The sequence below is a fragment of the Burkholderia sp. AU31652 genome, from assembly GCF_002223155.1.
GTDB lineage: Bacteria > Pseudomonadota > Gammaproteobacteria > Burkholderiales > Burkholderiaceae > Burkholderia.
This window is the reverse complement of sequence record NZ_NKFG01000007.1, coordinates 308,896-328,543: the sequence shown is the minus strand read 5'-3', so window position 1 is coordinate 328,543 and position 19,648 is coordinate 308,896. Positions and strand designations below refer to the sequence as shown.

At 68.7% G+C, this 19,648-nt stretch carries 16 protein-coding genes; 12 read left to right on the top strand and 4 right to left on the bottom strand.

Annotated elements, in window-relative coordinates; translation table 11 throughout:
- Nucleotides 1-16: 16 nt before the first annotated feature.
- From CFB40_RS33450 to CFB40_RS33400, 12 genes are all read left to right on the top strand, one after another.
- Nucleotides 17-1,225 carry an AAA family ATPase gene (locus tag CFB40_RS33450; RefSeq protein WP_089433728.1) on the top strand — a complete coding sequence of 403 codons (1,209 nt, stop codon included), beginning with the start codon at nt 17-19 and terminating at the stop codon, nt 1,223-1,225.
- An 18-nt stretch (nt 1,226-1,243) separates the two neighbouring features.
- Nucleotides 1,244-2,611, top strand: coding sequence for a CpaF family protein (locus tag CFB40_RS33445; RefSeq protein WP_089429719.1), 1,368 nt, complete (start codon nt 1,244-1,246; stop codon nt 2,609-2,611).
- Between the two features lie 33 nt (nt 2,612-2,644).
- Nucleotides 2,645-3,622: a type II secretion system F family protein gene (locus CFB40_RS33440; RefSeq protein WP_089429718.1), complete on the top strand. Its 978-nt coding sequence runs from the start codon at nt 2,645-2,647 to the stop codon at nt 3,620-3,622.
- Nucleotides 3,623-3,658: 36 nt separating this feature from the next.
- Entirely contained in the window at nt 3,659-4,639 is a 981-nt protein-coding gene (locus CFB40_RS33435) for a type II secretion system F family protein (RefSeq protein WP_089429717.1), read from the top strand.
- Between the two features lie 222 nt (nt 4,640-4,861).
- The gene (locus CFB40_RS38385) at nt 4,862-5,140 is read left to right on the top strand and encodes a hypothetical protein (protein ID WP_143329924.1); all 279 of its coding nucleotides are present in this window, start codon (nt 4,862-4,864) and stop codon (nt 5,138-5,140) included.
- Between the two features lie 332 nt (nt 5,141-5,472).
- Nucleotides 5,473-8,208: a xanthine dehydrogenase family protein molybdopterin-binding subunit gene (locus CFB40_RS33430; protein ID WP_089433727.1), complete on the top strand. Its 2,736-nt coding sequence runs from the start codon at nt 5,473-5,475 to the stop codon at nt 8,206-8,208.
- A complete protein-coding gene (locus CFB40_RS33425; RefSeq protein WP_089433726.1) occupies nt 8,205-8,723 on the top strand; it encodes a (2Fe-2S)-binding protein in 519 nt (172 codons plus the stop codon). Before CFB40_RS33430 ends, CFB40_RS33425 begins: the two co-directional genes overlap by 4 nt.
- On the top strand, nt 8,720-9,694 hold the full coding sequence (locus CFB40_RS33420) for a hypothetical protein (RefSeq protein ID WP_089429714.1): 975 nt from the start codon (nt 8,720-8,722) through the stop codon (nt 9,692-9,694). The genes CFB40_RS33425 and CFB40_RS33420 overlap by 4 nt, the downstream gene beginning before the upstream one ends.
- 286 nt (nt 9,695-9,980) lie before the next feature.
- Nucleotides 9,981-11,876, top strand: a complete 1,896-nt coding sequence (gene hflK, locus CFB40_RS33415) for a protease modulator HflK (RefSeq protein ID WP_089433725.1) — start codon at nt 9,981-9,983, stop codon at nt 11,874-11,876.
- Between the two features lie 93 nt (nt 11,877-11,969).
- Nucleotides 11,970-13,001 carry a protease modulator HflC gene (hflC, locus tag CFB40_RS33410; RefSeq protein ID WP_089429712.1) on the top strand — a complete coding sequence of 344 codons (1,032 nt, stop codon included), beginning with the start codon at nt 11,970-11,972 and terminating at the stop codon, nt 12,999-13,001.
- Complete coding sequence (hflK, locus tag CFB40_RS33405; protein WP_089433724.1) at nt 12,998-14,041, top strand: protease modulator HflK; 1,044 nt, start codon at nt 12,998-13,000, stop codon at nt 14,039-14,041. The genes hflC and hflK (CFB40_RS33405) overlap by 4 nt, the downstream gene beginning before the upstream one ends.
- Nucleotides 14,038-15,981 carry a heavy metal translocating P-type ATPase gene (locus tag CFB40_RS33400; protein ID WP_089429710.1) on the top strand — a complete coding sequence of 648 codons (1,944 nt, stop codon included), beginning with the start codon at nt 14,038-14,040 and terminating at the stop codon, nt 15,979-15,981. The genes hflK (CFB40_RS33405) and CFB40_RS33400 overlap by 4 nt, the downstream gene beginning before the upstream one ends.
- Before the next feature lie 36 nt (nt 15,982-16,017).
- On the opposite strand, the gene CFB40_RS33395 is transcribed toward CFB40_RS33400, so the two are convergent.
- The 4 genes from CFB40_RS33395 to CFB40_RS33380 all read right to left on the bottom strand — a co-directional run bounded on the left by CFB40_RS33395 (nt 16,018) and on the right by CFB40_RS33380 (nt 19,641).
- A complete protein-coding gene (locus tag CFB40_RS33395; RefSeq protein WP_089434020.1) occupies nt 16,018-16,974 on the bottom strand; it encodes a SphA family protein in 957 nt (318 codons plus the stop codon).
- A 36-nt stretch (nt 16,975-17,010) separates the two neighbouring features.
- Nucleotides 17,011-17,538 carry a flavin reductase family protein gene (locus CFB40_RS33390; RefSeq protein ID WP_089433723.1) on the bottom strand — a complete coding sequence of 176 codons (528 nt, stop codon included), beginning with the start codon at nt 17,536-17,538 and terminating at the stop codon, nt 17,011-17,013.
- Nucleotides 17,539-17,543: 5 nt separating this feature from the next.
- Nucleotides 17,544-18,782: a styrene monooxygenase/indole monooxygenase family protein gene (locus CFB40_RS33385; RefSeq protein ID WP_089433722.1), complete on the bottom strand. Its 1,239-nt coding sequence runs from the start codon at nt 18,780-18,782 to the stop codon at nt 17,544-17,546.
- 70 nt (nt 18,783-18,852) lie between these two features.
- The gene (locus CFB40_RS33380; protein ID WP_089433721.1) at nt 18,853-19,641 is read right to left on the bottom strand and encodes an SDR family oxidoreductase; all 789 of its coding nucleotides are present in this window, start codon (nt 19,639-19,641) and stop codon (nt 18,853-18,855) included.
- Nucleotides 19,642-19,648: the final 7 nt, after the last annotated feature.

Genomic DNA, 19,648 nt, shown 5'->3' with positions numbered 1-19,648 from the left:
AGGCGAGGCACACGACATGATCAACATCCTCGTAGCTTCCGACGACACCGCGCGTCTTTCGCAGATCGCGCGCCTCGTGGCCGACTGCGGACACTATCGCGCGACACGCGCGACCGGCCGCCCGTCGCAGATCGAACATCGCACCGACGGGCTCGACGCGTTCGACATCCTGCTGGTCGACGGCACGTCGCTCGACCCGTCCGAGCTGTCGGCGATCGAACGGATCTGCCGCGCGCACGCGAGCCTGACCTGCATTCTCGTGACGGCCGACGCGTCGCCGCACGTGCTGCTCGACGCGATGCGGGCGGGCGCCCGCGACGTGCTGCTGTGGCCGCTCGACCCGCAGGCGCTCGGCCACGCGCTCGAACGGGCCGCCGCGCAAAGCACGCGGCGCGACACGGACGACACGCGGATCGTGTCGTTCATGTCGTGCAAGGGCGGGGCCGGCACGAGCTTCGCGGCCAGCAACCTCGCATTCGAGATCGCGGAAGGCTTCAAGCGCCGCGTGCTGCTGATCGACCTGAACCAGCAGTTCGCCGACGCGGCGTTCCTCGTCAGCGACGAAACCCCGCCGTCGACGCTGCCGCAGCTGTGCGCGCAGATCGAACGGCTCGACAGCGCGTTCCTCGACGCGAGCGTCGCGCACGTGACGGAAAACTTCCACGTGCTCGCGGGCGCCGGCGACCCGGTCAAGGCCGCCGAGATGCGCGAGGACGCGCTCGAATGGATCCTGGGCGTCGCCGCGCCGCGTTACGACTTCGTGATCTTCGACGTCGGCGTCTGCATCAATCCGCTGTCGATGGTCGCGCTGGATCGCAGCGACCAGATCGCGCTCGTGCTGCAGCCCGCGATGCCGCACGTGCGGGCCGGGCGCCGGCTGCTGGAGATCCTCGTGTCGCTCGGCTACTCGACTGACCAGATGCGGCTGATCGTGAACCGCGCGACGCGCGCGAGCGACCGCACTCGCACGGCGCTCGAGGAAGTGCTCGGCCTGCACGCGGCCTGCACGATTCCCGACGATGCCGACACCGTGCTCGAAGCGCTCAACCAGGGCCATCCGGTGTCGCGGGTCGCGCGCGGCACGGGGGTCGTCCGAGCGTTGCAAGGGTATGCGAAGCAACTCGTCGAAGGGGAGGTGCGCGCGGGACACGGCGCGACGCACAGCGAACCGCTGATGTCCCGGCTGTTCGGCCGCAAGGCCACGCCGAAGCTCAAGTCCATGTAAATCTTTCGGGGAACCATCATGTCATTGCGCGAACAGATGTCCTTGCAACGGGCCCAGCCGCTGGCGACGGGCAGCGAACCGGCCGGCCCGACCCATTCGTCGGTGCGCGACGCATACCAGAAGCTGCGCCGCGAAATCCACCTGGCCGTGCTCGAACGCGTCGAGCTCGAGCGCCTGTCGCGGATGCCGCAGGAATCGGTCCGCATGGAGATCGGCCTGCTGATCACGCGCATCCTCGACGAGGAGCGGCTGCCGGCGAACGACATCGAGCGGCGGCAGCTCGCGATCGACGTGTACGACGAGATGTTCGGTTTCGGCCCGCTCGAAGCGCTGCTGCGCGACCCGACCGTTTCCGACATCCTCGTGAACACGTACCGGCAGGTCTATGTCGAGCGCTTCGGCCAGCTCGAACTGACCGACGTGACGTTCTACGACGACGCGCACCTGATGAAGGTGATCGAGAAGATCGTGTCGCGCGTCGGGCGCCGCATCGACGAATCGAGCCCGATGGTCGATGCGCGTCTGCCCGACGGCTCGCGCGTGAACGCGATCATCCCGCCGTCCGCGATCGACGGGCCGCTGATGTCGATCCGGCGTTTCGCGGTCAATCCGCTGAAGATGGACGACCTCGTGCGCTACCACAGCCTGACGCCGCCGATGGCCGAGTTGCTCGATGCGCTGTCGCGCGCGAAGGTGAACGTGCTGGTGTCGGGCGGCACCGGCAGCGGCAAGACGACGCTGCTCAACATCCTGTCCGGCTTCATTCCGCGCAACGAGCGGATCGTGACGATCGAGGATGCCGCCGAACTGCAACTGCAGCAGCCGCACGTGCTGCGGCTCGAAACACGCCCGCCGAACATCGAAGGCAAGGGCGAGATCACGCAGCGCACGCTGGTGCGCAACGCGCTGCGGATGCGCCCGGACCGGATCATCCTCGGCGAAGTGCGCGGCGCCGAAGCGCTCGACATGCTCAACGCGATGAACACCGGCCACGAGGGCTCGCTCGCGACGATCCACGCGAACACCCCGCGCGACGCGCTGACGCGGCTCGAGAACATGATCAGCGTCTCCGGCCTGACGCTGCCGCCGAAGACGATGCGCCAGCAGATCACGTCGGCGATCTCGGTGGTCGTGCAGGCCGCGCGGCTGACCGACGGCAGGCGCAAGATCGTCAGCATCCAGGAACTGACCGGGATGGAGGGCGACATCATCAACATGCAGGAGATCTTCACGTTCAAGCGAACGGGCGTGGACCGCGACGGTTCGGTACGCGGCCACTTCTGCGCGACGGGCGTGCGGCCGAAGTTCGTCGAGCGGCTGCAGGCATTCGGCATCAACCTGCCGGATTCGCTGTACGACCCGTCTCAGCGGTACGAGACGAACTGACGACAGGGCGCCGTTCGCTGCCGGGGAGGCTTCATGAACACGATCTTTTACGGTTTTGTGATTCTCACCTTCGTCGCGGTGGTTCTCGCGATCGAAGGCGGTTATCAATGGTGGAACGCGCGGCATGGCGCCGCCGCGCGCCGGATCGAATCGCGCATCCGCTCGATGTCGGCCGGCGGCAACGTCCAGCAGGAACGGCTGTCGATCCTGAAGAAGCGGATGCTCGACGAATCGAAGCCGTTCGACCGGCTGCTGCTGCGCATGCCGCGCGTGCATCGGCTCGATCTCGTGATCCAGCAATCGGGCCTCGACTGGACGCTGCCGAAGCTGATCATGCTCAGCACGGTGTTCGCGGCGTTCGCGTGGCTTGCGCTGAGCTTCGCGACGTTGCCGCAGCTCGCTGCGCTGCCGGTCGCGCTGTTCGCCGGATGCCTGCCGATGATGTACGTGATGCGCTGCCGCGGGAAGCGGATGCGCAAGCTCGAGCGGCAGTTGCCGGACATCTGCGACATGATCGCGCGCGCGCTGCGGTCCGGCCACTCGTTCACGAGCACGCTCGGGATGGTCGGCGACGAGTTTCCCGAGCCGATGGGCGGCGAGTTCCGCGTCACGTTCGACGAGGTCAACTACGGCGTGTCGTTGCACGATGCGCTGATGAACCTCGTCACGCGCGTGCCGGTGCAGGACCTGCGCTACTTCGTGATCGCGGTGCTGATCCAGCGCGAGACGGGCGGCAACCTCGCCGAGCTGCTCGACAGCATCGCCGCGCTGATCCGCGAGCGCTTCAAGCTGTTCGACAAGGTGCGCGTGCTGTCGGCGGAAGGGCGGTTGTCGGCATGGATTCTCGGGCTGCTGCCGTTCGGCACCGCCGCGGTGATGGCGCTGCTGAACCGCGAATTCCTGTCCGTGCTCTGGGAGGACCCGGCGGGGATCAGGATGGTCGGCGCGATGCTGGTGTCGATGCTGTTCGGGCTGTTCTGGATCCGCCGTATTGTCCGCATTCGCGTCTGACGCGCGAGCCGTATAACGAACCGTTGCGAGGCTGTCATGCAAAACCTGAGCGTAGTCCAGGCCGTGATGCTGGGCGGCTTGTTCCTCTTCGTGGCCGGCGGCGCGCTCGTCGCGATGCTGCTGTTCGCGCCGCGCAGCATCCAGCGCCGGGTCCAGCAGGCCGGCGGGGCCGGGGCGGGCGCGACCGGCGTGGCGGGCACGGGCGACGGCGACGACCTGACGTCGCGCTGGGTCGCGAAGCTGGTCGAGCTGTCCACGCCGATCTCGAAGCTGTCGGTGCCGAAGGAGGGCTGGGAGAATTCGCCGCTGCGCATCCGGCTCATGAATGCCGGCTGGCGCAACCAGAGCGCGGCTGCGCTGTATTTCACCGCGAAGACGGCGCTCGCGCTCGGGTTGCCGTGCGCGGCGCTGCTCGTGCTGATCACGACGTCGCTCGGCGACGAGCGTGCGATCCTGTCGGTCATCCTCGTCGCGCTCGCCGGCATCGGCTACTACATTCCGAACGTCGTGCTGTCGCAGCGGGTCAAGGTGCGCCAGAGGAAGATCTTCGAGGATTTCCCGGACGCGCTCGACCTGCTGACGGTGTGCGTCGAAGCGGGTCTCGGGCTCGATGCGGCGCTGATGAAGGTGAGCGAGGAGCTGCGGTTCAGCAGCGAGGTGGTCGCGAGCGAACTCGACCTGCTGCTGCTCGAGATGCGCTCCGGCTTCACGAAGGAGACGGCGCTGCGCAATCTCGCGCTGCGTACCGGTGTGGAGGACATCGAATCGTTCTGCGCGATGCTGATCCAGGCCGACCGCTTTGGCACGAGCATCAGCGAATCGCTGCGCGTGCTGTCCGACATGCTGCGCACGCGGCGCCGGATGCGCGCGGAAGAGCGGGCCGCGAAGATCGCGCTGAAGCTGCTGTTCCCGCTGATCTTCTGCATTTTCCCCGCACTGATGATGGTGCTGCTCGGGCCGGCGATGATCCACGTCTATCGCGTGCTGCTGCCGACGTTCGTGGGCATCGGGCAGTGAGTGACGCAGCGGCGTTGCGCCGGTTGCGTCGATCAAGGTTTTGCGTGCCGGATGGCCACCCCCGCCGGCCGGCACGGTAACAGGCTTCATGGAGGCTCCCTCCCCAGGCGGCGCCGCGAGACAGGTTGACCATAGCGGCGTCAAGGCATCCTGGACCCATGGTCGGCCATGGAACGAGCCGTAGTCCACCGCCTTAGCGGCTGCCCCCTACTGCTAACCTGAATGCCGGCGAAGTTTGCCGGCATCGCGTTGTGCGCCTGGATGAAACGGCACGGCGATACCTCGCCTGATATTGAAAGACGGCAACGATCCGCGGGATTGTTGACTCCGTCGTTCATGGCAATGGCTTCTCGTTCGTTTTTTGCGCACCGCTGCGCGCCATCCGAAAATCTCCTTGAAATACCCGGCCCGAATTTCTACATTATTGAAAATCATGTCTGCATCACGGTACTGACGACGCAAACGTTGCACGTGCCGGAAATACCGAACAACAACACTTGAAAATCAAGAGACGGCCCGACAATACGGAAAACAGGCCAGTCACGCACGATCAAGGCCGGGGGAAACATGAACGAGCAAGCAATGGCAAGCAGGTGGCCTGACGCTTCATCCAGCAGACATCCGCGGGCCCGTGGCGCCCGCGCGAATCCGCCGCGCACGTTCCCCGGTCCGCTTCCCCCCGATTCCTGACCGCCGGCACGCGACCGCGTCCGCAAGACCGTTTCCGCACCGACATCCCGCACGACGAAGCACACCCGAAGCGGCCCGTACCCGGCCGGCGTCGCGTCGCGCGTCGGCCGTGCCGGCACGACCATTCGAACGAGGGACCCAGCATGGCCATCGATGTGCCTGTGACACGCCGGACGTTTCTGAAGCTGGCCGGGAGCGGCGCGCTCGTCGCGATCTCGATCACCCATTTGCCGGCGCTGGCGCTCGGCGCCGCCGGGCAGGCGGACGACGACGCGGCCGGGCCGGGCTGGGCGCCGGTGCCCGGCAAGGCGCGCTGGCGCATCGACGGCATCCCGAAGGTCACGGGCCAGAAGATCTACGCACGCGACTTCAAGTCGCGCGACTTCGTCGGCTGGCCGCAGCAGGAGAACTGGCTCTATGCGTTGCGGTGCGATCGGGTCGACGCCGTGTACGAAGGCTATGACCTCGGTGTGCTGCCGGCCGAATTGCGGCCGATCGCCGTCGTCGACAACGCGTTGCTGAGCGCGCGACGGATTCCGCTGGCACCCGAGGCCGACCCGATCGCGAACCAGGACATCTACTGGCTCGCGCGCACCGGCCACGCGGCGGATTGCTACGGACAACCGGCCGCGCTGCTGATCTTCGAGAACTTCGATGTCTATCGTCGAGCGAAGAAGCTGCTCGATTTCAACCAAGGCGTGATCCGTTACGGCGCGCCGGTCACGCGCCCGACGGCCGCGCAGGCCGTGCCGTTTTCTCCCGTGACGATCTACGTGCGCGATGACGAACGCGGCTTCAACTACGTCGACAACTACCAGACCGACAGCAGCGGCAAGCCGACCGCCGAATACCTGAAGCAACGCGAGGAGGCGGTCGCCAACATCGACGCGACGATTGCCCGCAACGCGGCCGCCGGCGCGTGGATCGGCGTGCGCGCGACCGGCAACGAAGGATTCGAGACGCCGGCGATGGACCCGATGTTCATGGAACCCGAAGCGGGGCTCGCCTGGTACGACGCATCCAGCGCGACAATGAGCCTCGTGCTCGGTACGCAGTCGGCGAACGACGATGCGACCGGCGCACTCGCGCTGTTTCAGGGCAGCGACATCGCGGCCAAGGAGGCCCACGTCATCGCGTGCTATCCGGGCGGCGGCTTCGGCGGGCGCGACAAGTCCTATTTCCCGCTTTATCTCGCGCTCGCGGCGCCGTTCGCGACGGGCGCGCTACGCTGGCAGCAGTCGCGCTACGAGCAGTTCCAGGTCGGGTTGAAGCGCTGCGAAACGCAGTTTTCGGAATCGCTGTGGTTCAACCGGCGCGGCAAGCTCGAAGCGATCACGTGCGATTTCCTGATGAACGGCGGCGGCAAGAAGAACCTGTCGCCGTACGTCGCGCAGCTCGCCGCGCTGAGCGCGATGAGCTGCTACGAGATTCCGCGCGCACGCGCGCAGGCGGCCTCGACTTACACGCGGGAAGCGTTCGGCGGATCGCAGCGCGGCTTCGGCGGCCCCCAGGCGTTCATGGCGGTCGAGACGCTGATGGACGAGGCCGCGCGCCGGCTCGGGCTCTCGCCGTTCGCGATCCGTCGCGCCAATTTTCTCGGCGGCACGCCCGGGCTCGGCAAGGGGCGCGCGATCACGGGTGCGCCGATCCTGTTCGACCTGCAGCTCGACGCGCTGCTCGACCGGCTCGAACAGCACCCGCTGTGGCGCGAACGCGAGCGCACCCGCGCGGAACGCGCTGCGCGCCATCTCCGCTACGGCGTCGGACTCGCGATGGCGAACGAGGCCTACGGCACCTCCGGTGACGGCATGTTCGGGATGGTGCAGATCCTGCCCGACAGCCGGCTGCGTGTGGTCACGCCGTACACCGACATGGGTAACGGCGCGGCCACGACGCTGGGGCTCGCACCGTCCGAATTTCTCGGGCAGAACGCGCAGACGATCGCCATGAGCGAGATCGGGCCGTTCAATGCACTCGGGCTCACGCGGTCGAGCAACCCGTCGGCCAATCCGAAGACGGTGCGCTATACGTACGGTTCGTCGAGCGCCTGTCTCGGCGCATTCCATCAGTACCACGCAGTGAAGGGGGCGGCACAGGCCTTGTTCCTGCAAAGCGTGTTGCCGGCTGCCCGTGCATGGTGGGGCGTGTCCGTGCGGGCCGAGGATGTGCGCTGGGCCAATGGTGCGCTCGTCGCGAACGGCCTCACGCCGATTACGTGGCCGACGCTGCTCGACACCATCACGGAGCTGGGCCTGCAGACGGTGGCGGCCGTGCATGCGAGCTATGCCGGCTACTTCTGGAAGGGCACCTATCCGTTCGCGTCGGGCAGTGCGCAAATCGACTACGACTACGTGGCGGTCGGCCTCGATCCTTACTTCCTGACGCCGTTGTACCGCACGCTGCAGGCGCCGCCGGTCGACACGAGCCTCTACGGGCGCACGACCTATGCGCCATCGGCGTCGCTCGTCGGCGTGTCCGTCGATCCGGCGAACGGGCGCGTGAAGGTCGAGCGCGTGGTGTCGGCGGTGAGCGTCGGGCGGCAACTGTCGCCGGAGCTCGTCGAAGGACAGTCGCAGGGCGCGGTCGCGATGGGCATCGGCAACGTGCTGACCGAGACGTGCCCGCTCGGCCCGGACGGCCCGGGTGGCGGCCGATGGAACCTCGACCGCTACGAGGTGACGCGCCTGCCCGACATTCCCGAGCAAGAGCTGATCGCGCTGCCGCCGCCCGGCAACGATCCCGCGAATGCGCGCGGCATCGCGGAAGCGGTGATGTGCCCGATCGCGCCGGCGCTGCTCAATGCGCTGGCGATGGCGACGGGGCGAAGGTTCAGGGTCACGCCGGTCACGCCGGACAAGATTCGGGAGGCACTGCAATGAGCGATCCGGTCCGCATGGTCGTGAATGGCCAGCCCGTCGAGGCAGCAGCCGACGACGCCGACATGAACCTCATCGACTTCCTGCATGAACGACAGGACCTGACCGGCACGAAGCTGTGCTGCGGCATCGGCGTGTGCCGTGCGTGCACGGTCGGCGTGCGCAACACGCCCGACGCGCCGATGGAAAAGACGCTGTCGTGCTCGACGCCGGTCAGCGCGATGGCCGGCATGCACGTGTACACGATCGAAGGGCTCGCGCAGGACGGCACGCTGTCGCCGCTGCAGCAGAGCTTTCTCGAATCGTTCGCGTTCCAGTGCGGCTACTGCGCGTCGGGATTCCTGATGGCCGCGACCGCGATGCTCGATCATCTGCGCGCGCAGCCGGTGCCCGCCGCCGAACTGGACGCGATGATCGAGACGTGGGTGGGCGGCAACGTGTGCCGATGCACCGGCTACGTCAAATACATCGAGGCCATCCGCAAGGTGGCGATGCGCTACACGAAGGAGGCGGCATGACGATCAGGACCTGCGTCGCGGCGCTGGCGATGCTGCTGGCCGCGCCCGCCTCGTTTGCCGCGGAAGGCGCCGATGCCTCCCTGCACGAATACGCGCAGCAGTGCACCGACGAAATCGGCGAGATTCCCGCGTTCGACTGCAACAGCGGGACGGACGTGCCGATCACCGTCAACGGCAGCGTGCCCGCGCGGTACACGGCACACATGACCTGCGATCGCCCGGCGCTGTTGCCGTACGACGCGCCGACCTCCGGGCAATGCACGCCTTACTCGAAGATCCTCGACCTGTCCCACGGCGACACGCAGATCTCGGCGTTTTGCCGTCGCAAGCAGATCCGCGAGAACCGCAGCCCGTATTACGACGAAGTCGACATCGTGCTGCACCACGTGCGCAACGGCAAGACCTGCTGGTTTCATGCGGACAAGGGCGGCACGGGCGGCATGGACGCGTCGCGCGTGCCGCCGCCGAACGAGAAGACCCCGCCGCCCGGCCGGCCGTCGGCCGCGGAATTCTGGTGGAAACCGGCTGCGACCGCGACGAAGCGCTGCGTGTCGTGCCACGACGCGAGCCCGGTCATGTACAGCCCATGGATCGGGCAGGTTTGGAACCGCGTGCCGACCGATCCGTGGGGCAAGTACGTCAATCTCGGGGCCGACTTCGCGTCATGGACGTCGCACGCGATCAGCACGCCCGGTAACACCTGCATCGGCTGCCACCGGATCGGCGACCAGAACAGTTGCAAGATCTACGTGCCGCTCGCCGCCGGGTTGCTGCCGCCGCCGAAAGGCAGCAACCCGCTGGCGAGCAGCTATCCGCTGACGCACTGGATGCCGATCGACAACAACCGCAGCCGCGACGAGTGGAACGCGGCCAACGTGAAGTCGGTGAGCGACCTGCTCGAGTGCTGTTCGGCGCGGGGCAAGAACGATCCGAAGTGCTCGTTCACGCCGGCGGCGCAGGCGGCGAAGTAGGAGGCCGCCGGGCGGCACCCCCCGCATACCCGCATGCCTGCGTGCTCGAGATCGAGTCGGTGGCGGGCCGGCATCTGATCTGAATCCAGGCCGATGCGCCGTGCCGGATATCGGCTGCGCACGTTGCGCGTAATGTGGCGGAAAGGTTCCATCCGCACGACTGTTTCATCCGTCGAGCCAATCGCATCGATGCCTTGAGTTTCGTCATCCGCCGCGCTACATTGCCGCTCGCAGCATTCCGCACGGACTCCTGCGCATCCTGTAACGCGTACGTAAGGAATCCCCGATGGGGCAACAGGCGGAAGGCAACGACGACATTCCCGGCAATCCGGCCAGCCGCGACGCACTCGCGCCGGTCGCAGGCGCCGCCGCGTTGCTGGTCGCCACGCTCGGCGCGCTGGGCGCGGTCGACTTCCTCCCCGCCGACCTGCGCTGGTGCGCGCCGCTTGCCAGTGCCTGGTGCAACGTACTCGTGGTCGCGATCGGCGTGCTGCTCGCCGGCCGCGCGCGCCGCGATCCTCCCGAACTATCGGCCGCCACGCTGATCGGCGACTGGCTGCGCGATGCGTTCAGCCGCAAGCACGAGCCGGAGCAGGACGACAACCCGTGGCCGGCGATCGCCGCTGCGATCGACTGGCGGCCGTGGGCCGTTGCCGCGGGCGGCGTGCTCTCCGTCGCGCTGGCCGCGCTCGCGTGGCAGCCGCCATCGCCCGGGATGCTGGTGCGCGCGATGGCTGCGCCCGAGCCGACGCTCGCGGCCGGCGCGGCCTGCATCGTGCTCGCCTTCCTCACACTCGTCGCTGAACGCCACCATGCGGCGGCCGCCAGCCGTTCGGCGGTGTCCGCGTCGCTCACGCGGGTGCTGCGCGTCGCGCTCGTCACCGCGCTCGCGGGTGCGCTGGCCGCTGCAGGGTTCGCGTTCCGGCACCGCCCCGCAGACGGGCTCGTGCGGGCGGTCGCGCTGCTCAATGCTGCCGTCGCCGCCGAACTGGCGCTGCGCGGCGTGCTGTCGTGGTTTGCGGTGCCGCGCGGCGCCATCGTGCCGACCAGCGCGATCGCCGGGCTGCTGAGCCGGCGCCCGTCGCCGTTCGCGTCGCTCGGCGCCGAACTGCGCCGTCGTTACGGCATCGACCTGCGGCAGAGCTGGGGCTGGCGCAGCTTCGTGCGGCTGCTGCCCGGCGCGCTCGCCACCACCGTCGCGTGTGCATGGCTGCTTACCGCCGTCGTCGTGCTGAACCCGGAGCAGCGCGCGGTCTATGAGCGCTTCGGCGCGCCGGTCGCCGTCTGGCAGCCGGGCCTGCACGTCGGCCTGCCCTGGCCGTTCGGGCGCGCGCGCATCGTCGACAACGGCGCGGTGCACCAGGTCGCGATCGCGGGCAACGCGAGCGACGGCGGCGCCGATACGTCGCCCGTGCCGGCCGATGGCCCGACACCCGAACGCCTCGACCGTCTTTGGGATGTGCCGCATCCGTGGGAAACCACCCAGGTGATCGCCGGCGCGAACGGCGACCGCCAGAACTTCCAGATCGTCAACGCCGACGTGCGGGTGGACTACCGGCTCGGCCCGACCGATGCCGACGCGCGCGCGGCGCTCTATCGCACGATCGACCCGGAAAGCACGGTGCGCACGAGCGCCAATCGCGAACTCGTGCACTACCTCGCGTCGCATACGCTCGAATCGCTGCTCGAAACCAATCAGGCCGCGATGGCCGGCCAGTTGAAGCGCGCGATCCAGCAGCAGCTCGACCGGCTGCAAAGCGGCGTCGACGTGATCGCGGTCGTGATCGAGAGCGTGCATCCGCCGACCGGCGCGGCCGCCGCGTTCCATGACGTGCAGGCCGCGCAGATCCGCGCGCAGGGCAGCGTCGCGCAGGCGGGCGGCTTCGCGGCCGGCCTGCTCGGCAACGCACAGCAGCAGGCGCTCGAACGGGTCGCGCACGCCGAAGCGCAGGCCGGCGACACGATGTCGTCGGCGCGCGTGCAGCAGATCGATTTCGACGCCGACCTGGTCGCATACCGGCTCGGCGGCCCCGCGTTTCCGTTCGAGTATTACCTCGACCGGCTGCAACGCGGCCTGCGCGACGCGCGCATGACGATCATCGACGACCGGCTGGCCGACGGCACGCGGGCGACCGTCGATCTTCGCAATACGCCTGCCGGCGATCTTGCCGGCATCCATTGACATGTCGCGGCGATTTCCGCACGGACGGCGCGACACGGCAACACGCCGTGTCGCCGCGCCGCACGCGGGCGACGCCGCACCCGGGGCGACATCGTGAGTCTGTTTCATTCGCACGCGCATGATCATGCGCACCACGGCCATCCTCATCACGCGCACCACGGTGCGCCGCAGCCGCCCGGCGCGTTCCGCCTGCGCGTGGCCGTCGCGGTGCTGTGCGTGCTCGTCGCGCTCGCGGTGGCGAGCTTCGTGCAGGTGCGTGCCGGCGAGGCGTCGGTGATCACGCGCTTCGGCCGGCCGGTGCGCGTGCTGCTCGAACCCGGGCTCGCGTGGCGCCTGCCCGCGCCGATCGACGCGGTGACGCCCGTCGACCTGCGCCTGCACACCACGTCGAGCGGCCTGCAGGACGTCGGTACCCGCGACGGGCTGCGCATCATCGTCGAGGCCTACGTCGCGTGGCGCGTGCCGGCCGATGCGCGCGACATCGGGCGCTTCATGCGCGCGGTCGGCAACGAGCCGGACGAAGCGGCGCGGCAGATCCGCTCGCTCGTCGGCTCCGCGCTGCAGACGACGTCCGCCGGATACGATCTCGCGTCGCTCGTGAACACCGATCCGGCCCAGGTGAAGATCGGCGAGTTCGAAGATGCGCTGCGCCGGCAGATCGATGCGCAGCTCTATTCGGCTTATGGCGTGCGCGTCGCCCAGGTCGGGCTCGAACGGCTCACGCTGCCGGCCGTCACGCTCGCCGCGACCGTCGACCGGATGAGCGCGGAACGCGAGACGGTGGCCGCGCAGCGTACCGCGGAGGGCAATCGCGAGGCCGCGCAGATCCGTTCCGATGCCGAGCGCGACGCGCGCATCGCACTGGCCGATGCGAACGTGAAAGCGGCCGGCATCGAAGCGCAATCGCGCAAGGACGCGGCCGACATCTACGGCAAGAGCTATGCGGGCAACCCGCACCTGTACACGATGCTGCGTTCGCTCGACACGCTGAACACGGTGGTCGGCACCAACACGAACCTGATCCTGCGTACCGACGCCGCGCCGTTCCGCGTGCTCGTGCAGGGCCCGGGCGACGCGTCGGCGCAGGCCGCGCCGGCGCCCAAGGCACACAAGGCCGCGCGATGAGCGAGCCGTCCGCACCGCCGCTCGGGCCGGGCGCGCAGGCCGTGCGTCTGTCGTTCTGGTTCGTCGCCGCGCTCGCGGTGCTCGCCGCCTGCGCGTGGGCCGGCTCGAACATCCGGCGGATTCCGGCGGACAGCCGCGCGGTCGTGATGCGGTTCGGCGCGCTCGTGCGTACCCAGGACGCCGGGCTCGTGATCGCGTGGCCGCAGCCGTTCGAATCGGTCCTGCTCGTGCCGGGCGCCGCGCGCGTGCTCGAGCAGCGGATCCGCTCGCTCGACCGCGATCCGCGGGCGCTCGCGCCGTCCGCGAAGGGCGTCGCGCGGTTGCCCGACGCGCTCGCCGGTTCGGGCTACGTGCTGACGGGCGACGGCGGCGCGGTCGCGTTGAGCGCGGTGCTTTATTACCGGGTCAGCGATCCGTACGCGTACGTGCTGCAGCAGGCTCGCCTCGACGCGGCGCTCGAGCGGATCGTGTCCGCGTCGGCCGTCGAAGTTGCGGCGACCCGCGATCTCGACGCGATCCTGGTCGCGCGGCCCGAGCAACTGGCCGCCGACCGGCAGATGGCCGCGCGTCGCGAACGGTTGCGCGGCGATCTCGCCGATGCGATCGCGCGGCACCTGCGCGCACTCGACGCGGCGCACGCGGGGCTCGGCGTCGAAATCGCGCGCGTCGACGTGCAGCCCGCGTTTCCCGGAGCGGCCGCCGATGCGTTCAACGCGGTGCTGACGTCGCTGCAGGTCGCTGAACGGACCATCGCCGAAGCCCGCACCGCCGCCGAACAGCGGCGCCAGGATGCGCAGCAGGATGCCGACCGGATCGTGCAGGACGCGCAGGCCCACGCGGCCGAACGCGTCGCGACCGCGCAGACCGACACGCTGGACATCCGGCAACTCGACGCGACGCTTCGCGAGAACGGCGATCCGGGGCTGCTGGCGCGGCTGTATCGCGATCGCATGCAGCATGTGCTGTCGAAAGCCGGACGCGTGACGACGATCGATCCGCACGATACTTCCAACCTGATCCTGCCCGGAACCGCCCGATGAATTCGCTCGCCGAACCGGCCACGCAGCCGGACGCCGCGCCTGCCGGCACGACCGCCTACGCGCTGTCCTCCGACGAACGCCGCACGATCACGCGGCAGATCGCGCTGGCGCTGCTCGGGGGCGGCCTGCTCGTGCTGTCGTTCGCATGGCGCGTGCTGTCGGCCGGCGGCGACACGCTCGCGCAACTGCTCGCCGCGCTCGCGTCGCTGATCGTCGCGGGGCCGGTGTTCGCGAGCGCGTGGCACAGCCTGCGCGCGCCGAGCCTGCACGGCGTGACCGATCGCCTGATCGCGCTCGCGATGCTGGCCGCGTGGGCGATCGGCGACATGACGACAGCCGCGTTGCTGCCGATCGTGATGACCTTCGGCCATGCACTGGAAGAGCGCAGCGTGCTCGGTTCGCAGGAGGCGATCCGCGCGCTCGGCCGGCTGACGGCCGGCCGCGTGCGCCGTATCGGCACCGACGGCAGTGTCGTCGAAGTCGCGTACGACGCGCTGCGTGCGGGCGACCGCATCGAAGTGGTGGCCGGCGCGCGCATTCCGGTCGACGGCGTCGTCGTCGCGGGCACGTCGAGCGTCGACAATGGGCCGATCACCGGCGAATCCGTGCCGCACGACGTCGACGCAGGCAGCGCCGTGTATGGCGGCGCGCTGAACCTCGACGGCGTGCTGCGCATCGACGTCACGCACACGGGCAAGGATTCGACGCTCGGCAAGATCATCGCGCTGATGCAGCACGCGGAACAGGCGAAACCGCCCGTCACGCAAGTGCTCGAGCGGCACATGGGCGCATATCTCGCGCTCGTGCTGCTGATCGCGGCGATCGTCTGGTTCACGTCCTCGAATGCATCGGCGATGCTCGCGGTGATCGTGGCCGCGTGCCCGTGCGCGCTGGTGCTCGCCGCGCCGTCCACGGCCATTGCCGGGATCGCGGTCGGCGCGCGGCACGGCATCCTGTTTCGCAATGCCGCGTTCCTCGACAAGATCGCCGAAGTCGATTCGCTCGTGATCGACAAGACGGGCACGCTCACCCGCGGGGAATTGCACGTGCGGCAGGTGTGGCTGCAGCCGGGCGTTGACGGCGCGCAGGCGCGTGCGCTGGCCGCGCGGCTCGGCGAAAGCAGCGCGCATCCGGCGAGCCGCGCGCTCGTTCGCGATGCCGCCGCGTCAGGCCTGACCGGCGCTGCCGTTGCGCCGTTCGAGCGCACGCGGGAATTGCGCGGGCTCGGGGTCGTCGCCGACACGCCGGACGGCACGGCGGTACTCGGCCGGCCCACGCTGCTCGCCGACCATGCCGGTGACTTGCCGTCACCGCCGGAAGGATTCGACGGGCCGCTCGTCGGCCTCGTACTCGACGGGCGGCTGCTCGCGTGGTTCGGTTTCGCGGATACCTTGCGGCCCGATGCGCGCGATGCGCTCGCCGAACTGCGGACGCTGGGCCTTGCGCGGCAGACGCTGCTGACGGGTGACCGCGAGCGCGTCGCGAGCAAGGTCGCGGCCGAGACCGGCATCGAGACGGTGGTCGCGCAGGCGCTGCCGCACGACAAGCTCGACTATGTGATGCGCGAGATCGGTGCGGGCCTGCATCCGCTCGTCGTCGGCGACGGGCTGAACGACGTGCTGGCGATCAAGGCCGGCTCGACGAGCATCGCGATGGGCGAGCGTGGCGTCGACATCGCGATCGCATCGGCCGATGTCGTGCTGCTAGGCGACGACCTGAAGCGGATTCCGACCTGCATCCGCCTTGGCCGACAATGCCGTCGCACGGCGACGACCAATGCGGCGATCGGCCTCGCGTGGACGCTCGCGGTGATCGCGCTCGCCGCGACCGGCATGCTCGGCGCGGTGTGGGCGGCGATCCTGCACAACGTTGGCACGTTCGTCGTGATTGCGAACGCCGGCCGGCTGCTGCGGATTGACGAGGACGTTCACGGCGCGTGAGCGATGGAGGGGGCACGTCGTCGCCGTTCGCGGCCGTCACTGAAAGTGATGCACATACCGCAGCACCATCCGCGTGCCCTGCGGCCGGTTGCGCGCATAGGTTTCGAAGTACGCGTTGAACATCAGATGATCCTGCGGCGAGAAGCTATACATGGCCCCCGGGCCGATCGCGAACACGGCCTCCCGCGTGCCCGGCACGTCCTGCCCGTTTGTCTTCATGTCGGTGGTCTGGCGCAGCCAGTAGCCGTTGAGTCCCAGCCGCAGGCCGGGGCGCACTTCGTATTCGGTCGCGAAGTTCGCGTGGATCGCCTGGCCGGCCTGCGTCGACGTCACGTCCGGGCCGAGCGACGTGGCCGGCTGATGGTTGGTCGCGTTCCACAGATAATGCAGCCGCCACGACACGGTCCACTTGGGCGTGAGCCACAGCGTCGCTGCCCAGTACGGATCGAACGACCAGACATGGCTGCCGGGATTGATCGCCCGCGACGGGTCGTACGCGCCGGTCGGCGCGATGAACTGGAACTCCACGCGCTGCGCGAAGCGCGGGCCTTGCGCGCCCATCACCGGGTCAAACTGGATGAACGGGCCGATCAGCAGGTCGCCGAAGCCGGCGCGTGCATTCAGCGCGACGTTGCCGATGCCGTCGTCGGTTCGCGCGGACGCGATCCACGGCAGGATCACGTCGAGGCCGGGATGCATGCCCGCGAACGTCAGCGGCGACTGATAGACGAGCTGGCTCAGCCCTGCGAACAGGTCGATGTCCTGCTTCGGCAACCCGACCTTGTTGCCCGCATTGTCGTTGACGCGGCCGGCCGTGTAGTACTGCAGGTACTGCGTGCCGTACCAGCCGGCGCCGGCCGGCGGCATCCCGTCGAGGAAGCTGGTCATGCCGAGGTTGACCGCCGGCAGGTCGGCTGCGCCGGCCGGCGCGCTGGCGGCCATGCCGGCGATCGTGAGGCCTGCGACGACGAGCATGCGAGAGCCGATTTTCATGTTCACCACCTCCTGTTGATTTATTTGTATAACTAATCAAACGGCGCGAAAAAGATCGGGATGATCGGCGATCGCGCGATACTGGCCCGCATGGAACACCAGCGGCGCACGGCCGAACGTGTCGAACTGTTCGATCTGGCCGATGAAGAGCAGGTGATCGCCGCCTTCGTAATGGCCGACGTTGCGGCACACGAAGCGCGCGCTCGCGCCGTCGAGGCAGGGCACGCCGCCGGTCTCCGAATCGACGTGAAGCACGCCGTCGAACTTGTCGGCGCTGGGCGTCGCGAAGCGGCGCGACAGCTCGATCTGGTCGTGCGCGAGGATGTTGATCGCGAAATGGGTGGCCGCGACGAAATCCGGGCGGCTCGGCGCGACCTTGCGCAGGCTCCACAGCACGAGCGGCGGATCGAGCGACAGCGACGAGAACGAATTGGCGGTGAGGCCCACCTTGCGTCCGTCGGCCGCGCACGTGGTGATCACGGTCACGCCGGTTGGGAATTGGCCGAACGCGGCGCGCAACTGCAGCGGGTCGAGGGCCGGGCGATCGGTAGCGGTCGTTTCCATGTCGGTCACTCCGTGCGTGCGCTGTGTTCGCGGATCATCGCCGCGCAGGCCGACGGCTCGAACCACCACGGCGAGAACCGGCGCGGATCGTCGAAGCCGTCGACGATCGCCGCGGCGAGCGACGGCAACTGGCCGGCCGCGCCGAGCAGTTCGAGGATGTGCGGCGGCGGTGGCGTGAGCAGCGAGTTGGTCCAGCGCACGACGTGCTGCGCATACGCCCAGTATCCTTCGAAGGTCTGCTGCATCCAGTCTTCGCCGAACGGCGCGGCATCGCGCGCGACGATCGCATCGAAATACGCTTTCGCGCATTTCGCGGCGTTGTTCGATCCCTGGCCGGTGATCGGATCGTTGACGACCACCGCATCGGCCATCCCGAACACCGTGCGGCCCGACGGCAGCCGGAAGAACGGCTTGCGCACCGTTGGCGTGAAGCGTCCGGCGAGCGTGCCGTTCGGATCGGTGAGCTCGACGTCGCGGCAGCGCTCGAATTCCCACGGTACGTACTGCTGCAGGAACGACAGGCTGCGGTCCAGATGCTGATCGGGTGTCTTCACGTCGGCCCAGCAGTCGAGCGGGCCGCCCGGAATGCCTTCGAACACCATGATTTCGCACGGGCCCGTCGTGGTCAGCGCGGGAAACACGAAGTACTCGCCGATGCCCGGCAGCAGGTTGAAGCGCACGCGCGAATACGGCTGGCTCGGCGTCATCCCTTTCACGTAGGTGAGGGCCAGCGCGCGTTGCGGGCGGTCGAACGCGCTGCGCGTGTCGTCGCGGCCGAGCAGGTTGACGATCTCGCCCTTGCCGGCCGCGAGCAGCACGAGGTCGTGGCTGCGTGCGAGCTCCTCGAGTTCGGGCACGCCGATGTCGGCAATGCGCACGTCCGCGCCACGGCGCTTCACGCGGTCGAGCCAGTCGGCCATCTTCACGCGCTGGTCGACCGACTGCGCGTAGCGCGTCAGCCGCGACGACCAGTCGATCACCTTGCGGCCGTTGCCGTCCGGATGCGGCACCGCGATGCCGATCCCTTCGACGGACGGGCACGCTTCCTCCCAGCCGTTCAGGCCGAGATCGCGCTCGATCTGCAATGACGTGTGGAACATGCACTGGCTCGACATGACCTTGCCGGTGCGAATCTGTTCGGCGTCGCGGTTGGTCGCGAGCGTGACGTGGTAGCCCTGGTCGAGCAGGGCGAAGGCGAGTTGCAGGCCGGACTGGCCGGCGCCGACGATGGCGATGCGTCTCATGAGGTTGTCCTTGGTTGGCCGAATGCCGGCCGGGATCAAAACGATGGCGGGAAGCGGTGCTGAGGAACCGTCACTCCGCGAGACGCGGAATGGCTGGCACCGCCTGTTCGGGGCCCATCGCGGCATAGCCGCCATCCACCGCGTAGTCGGCGCCGGTCACGAAGCTCGCCGCGTCGCTGCACAGGAACGTCACGACCTGCGCGACCTCGGACGGATCGCCGACCCGGCCGAGCAGGTGGAACGGCGCGGCGACGCGATCGGTCTTCGCGCGGTCGCCGTGCGTCAGCTCGTCCATCACGCGCGACCACGTCCAGCCCGGCGACACCGAATTGACGCGAATGCGGTCGGGCGCGAGATCCATCGCCATGCTGCGCGTGAGCTGGCGGATCGCCGCCTTGGATGTCGGGTACAGCCAGCGGCCGGTTTGCGCGCACTGGGCCGAGATCGAGCTGAAGTTCACGATCGCGCCGCCGCCGCGCCGGACCATCTGCGGATGCACGGCCTTGGCGAGCATCGCCGCCGACACGACGTTGACGTCCATCGCGGCGAGCCAGTCGTTGCGGGTCGCCTGGATGCCGTTGTCGACGTAGCTGCACGCGAGGTTGACGAGCACGTCGATCGCGCCGAACCGCTCGACGATGGCCGCGACCGCATGCTCGATCGCGCGATCGTCGGTGATGTCGAGCGCGACGAACATCGCCCGTTCGCCGAGCGAGTCGGCCACGCGCGCGCCGTTCTCCACATCGAGATCGAGGATCGCGACGCACGCACCGGCGCGGCTCAGGTCCTGCGCGACCGCGGCGCCGATCAGCGTGGCGCCGCCGGTGACGATCGCGACTTTGCCAGCAAGGGCAGTCATGGGGTGT

Excerpts from the sequence above, each read along its gene's own strand:
- CFB40_RS33450 (WP_089433728.1), top strand. The coding sequence starts at position 17 with ATGATCAACATCCTCGTAGCTTCCGACGACACCGCGCGTCTTTCGCAG.
- CFB40_RS33445 (WP_089429719.1), top strand. The coding sequence starts at position 1,244 with ATGTCATTGCGCGAACAGATGTCCTTGCAACGGGCCCAGCCGCTGGCG.
- CFB40_RS33440 (WP_089429718.1), top strand. The coding sequence starts at position 2,645 with ATGAACACGATCTTTTACGGTTTTGTGATTCTCACCTTCGTCGCGGTG.
- CFB40_RS33435 (WP_089429717.1), top strand. The coding sequence starts at position 3,659 with ATGCAAAACCTGAGCGTAGTCCAGGCCGTGATGCTGGGCGGCTTGTTC.
- CFB40_RS38385 (WP_143329924.1), top strand. The coding sequence starts at position 4,862 with ATGCCGGCGAAGTTTGCCGGCATCGCGTTGTGCGCCTGGATGAAACGG.
- CFB40_RS33430 (WP_089433727.1), top strand. The coding sequence starts at position 5,473 with ATGGCCATCGATGTGCCTGTGACACGCCGGACGTTTCTGAAGCTGGCC.
- CFB40_RS33425 (WP_089433726.1), top strand. The coding sequence starts at position 8,205 with ATGAGCGATCCGGTCCGCATGGTCGTGAATGGCCAGCCCGTCGAGGCA.
- CFB40_RS33420 (WP_089429714.1), top strand. The coding sequence starts at position 8,720 with ATGACGATCAGGACCTGCGTCGCGGCGCTGGCGATGCTGCTGGCCGCG.
- hflK (WP_089433725.1), top strand. The coding sequence starts at position 9,981 with ATGGGGCAACAGGCGGAAGGCAACGACGACATTCCCGGCAATCCGGCC.
- hflK (WP_089433724.1), top strand. The coding sequence starts at position 12,998 with ATGAGCGAGCCGTCCGCACCGCCGCTCGGGCCGGGCGCGCAGGCCGTG.
- CFB40_RS33400 (WP_089429710.1), top strand. The coding sequence starts at position 14,038 with ATGAATTCGCTCGCCGAACCGGCCACGCAGCCGGACGCCGCGCCTGCC.
- CFB40_RS33395 (WP_089434020.1), bottom strand. The coding sequence starts at position 16,974 with ATGAAAATCGGCTCTCGCATGCTCGTCGTCGCAGGCCTCACGATCGCC.
- CFB40_RS33390 (WP_089433723.1), bottom strand. The coding sequence starts at position 17,538 with ATGGAAACGACCGCTACCGATCGCCCGGCCCTCGACCCGCTGCAGTTG.
- CFB40_RS33385 (WP_089433722.1), bottom strand. The coding sequence starts at position 18,782 with ATGAGACGCATCGCCATCGTCGGCGCCGGCCAGTCCGGCCTGCAACTC.
- CFB40_RS33380 (WP_089433721.1), bottom strand. The coding sequence starts at position 19,641 with ATGACTGCCCTTGCTGGCAAAGTCGCGATCGTCACCGGCGGCGCCACG.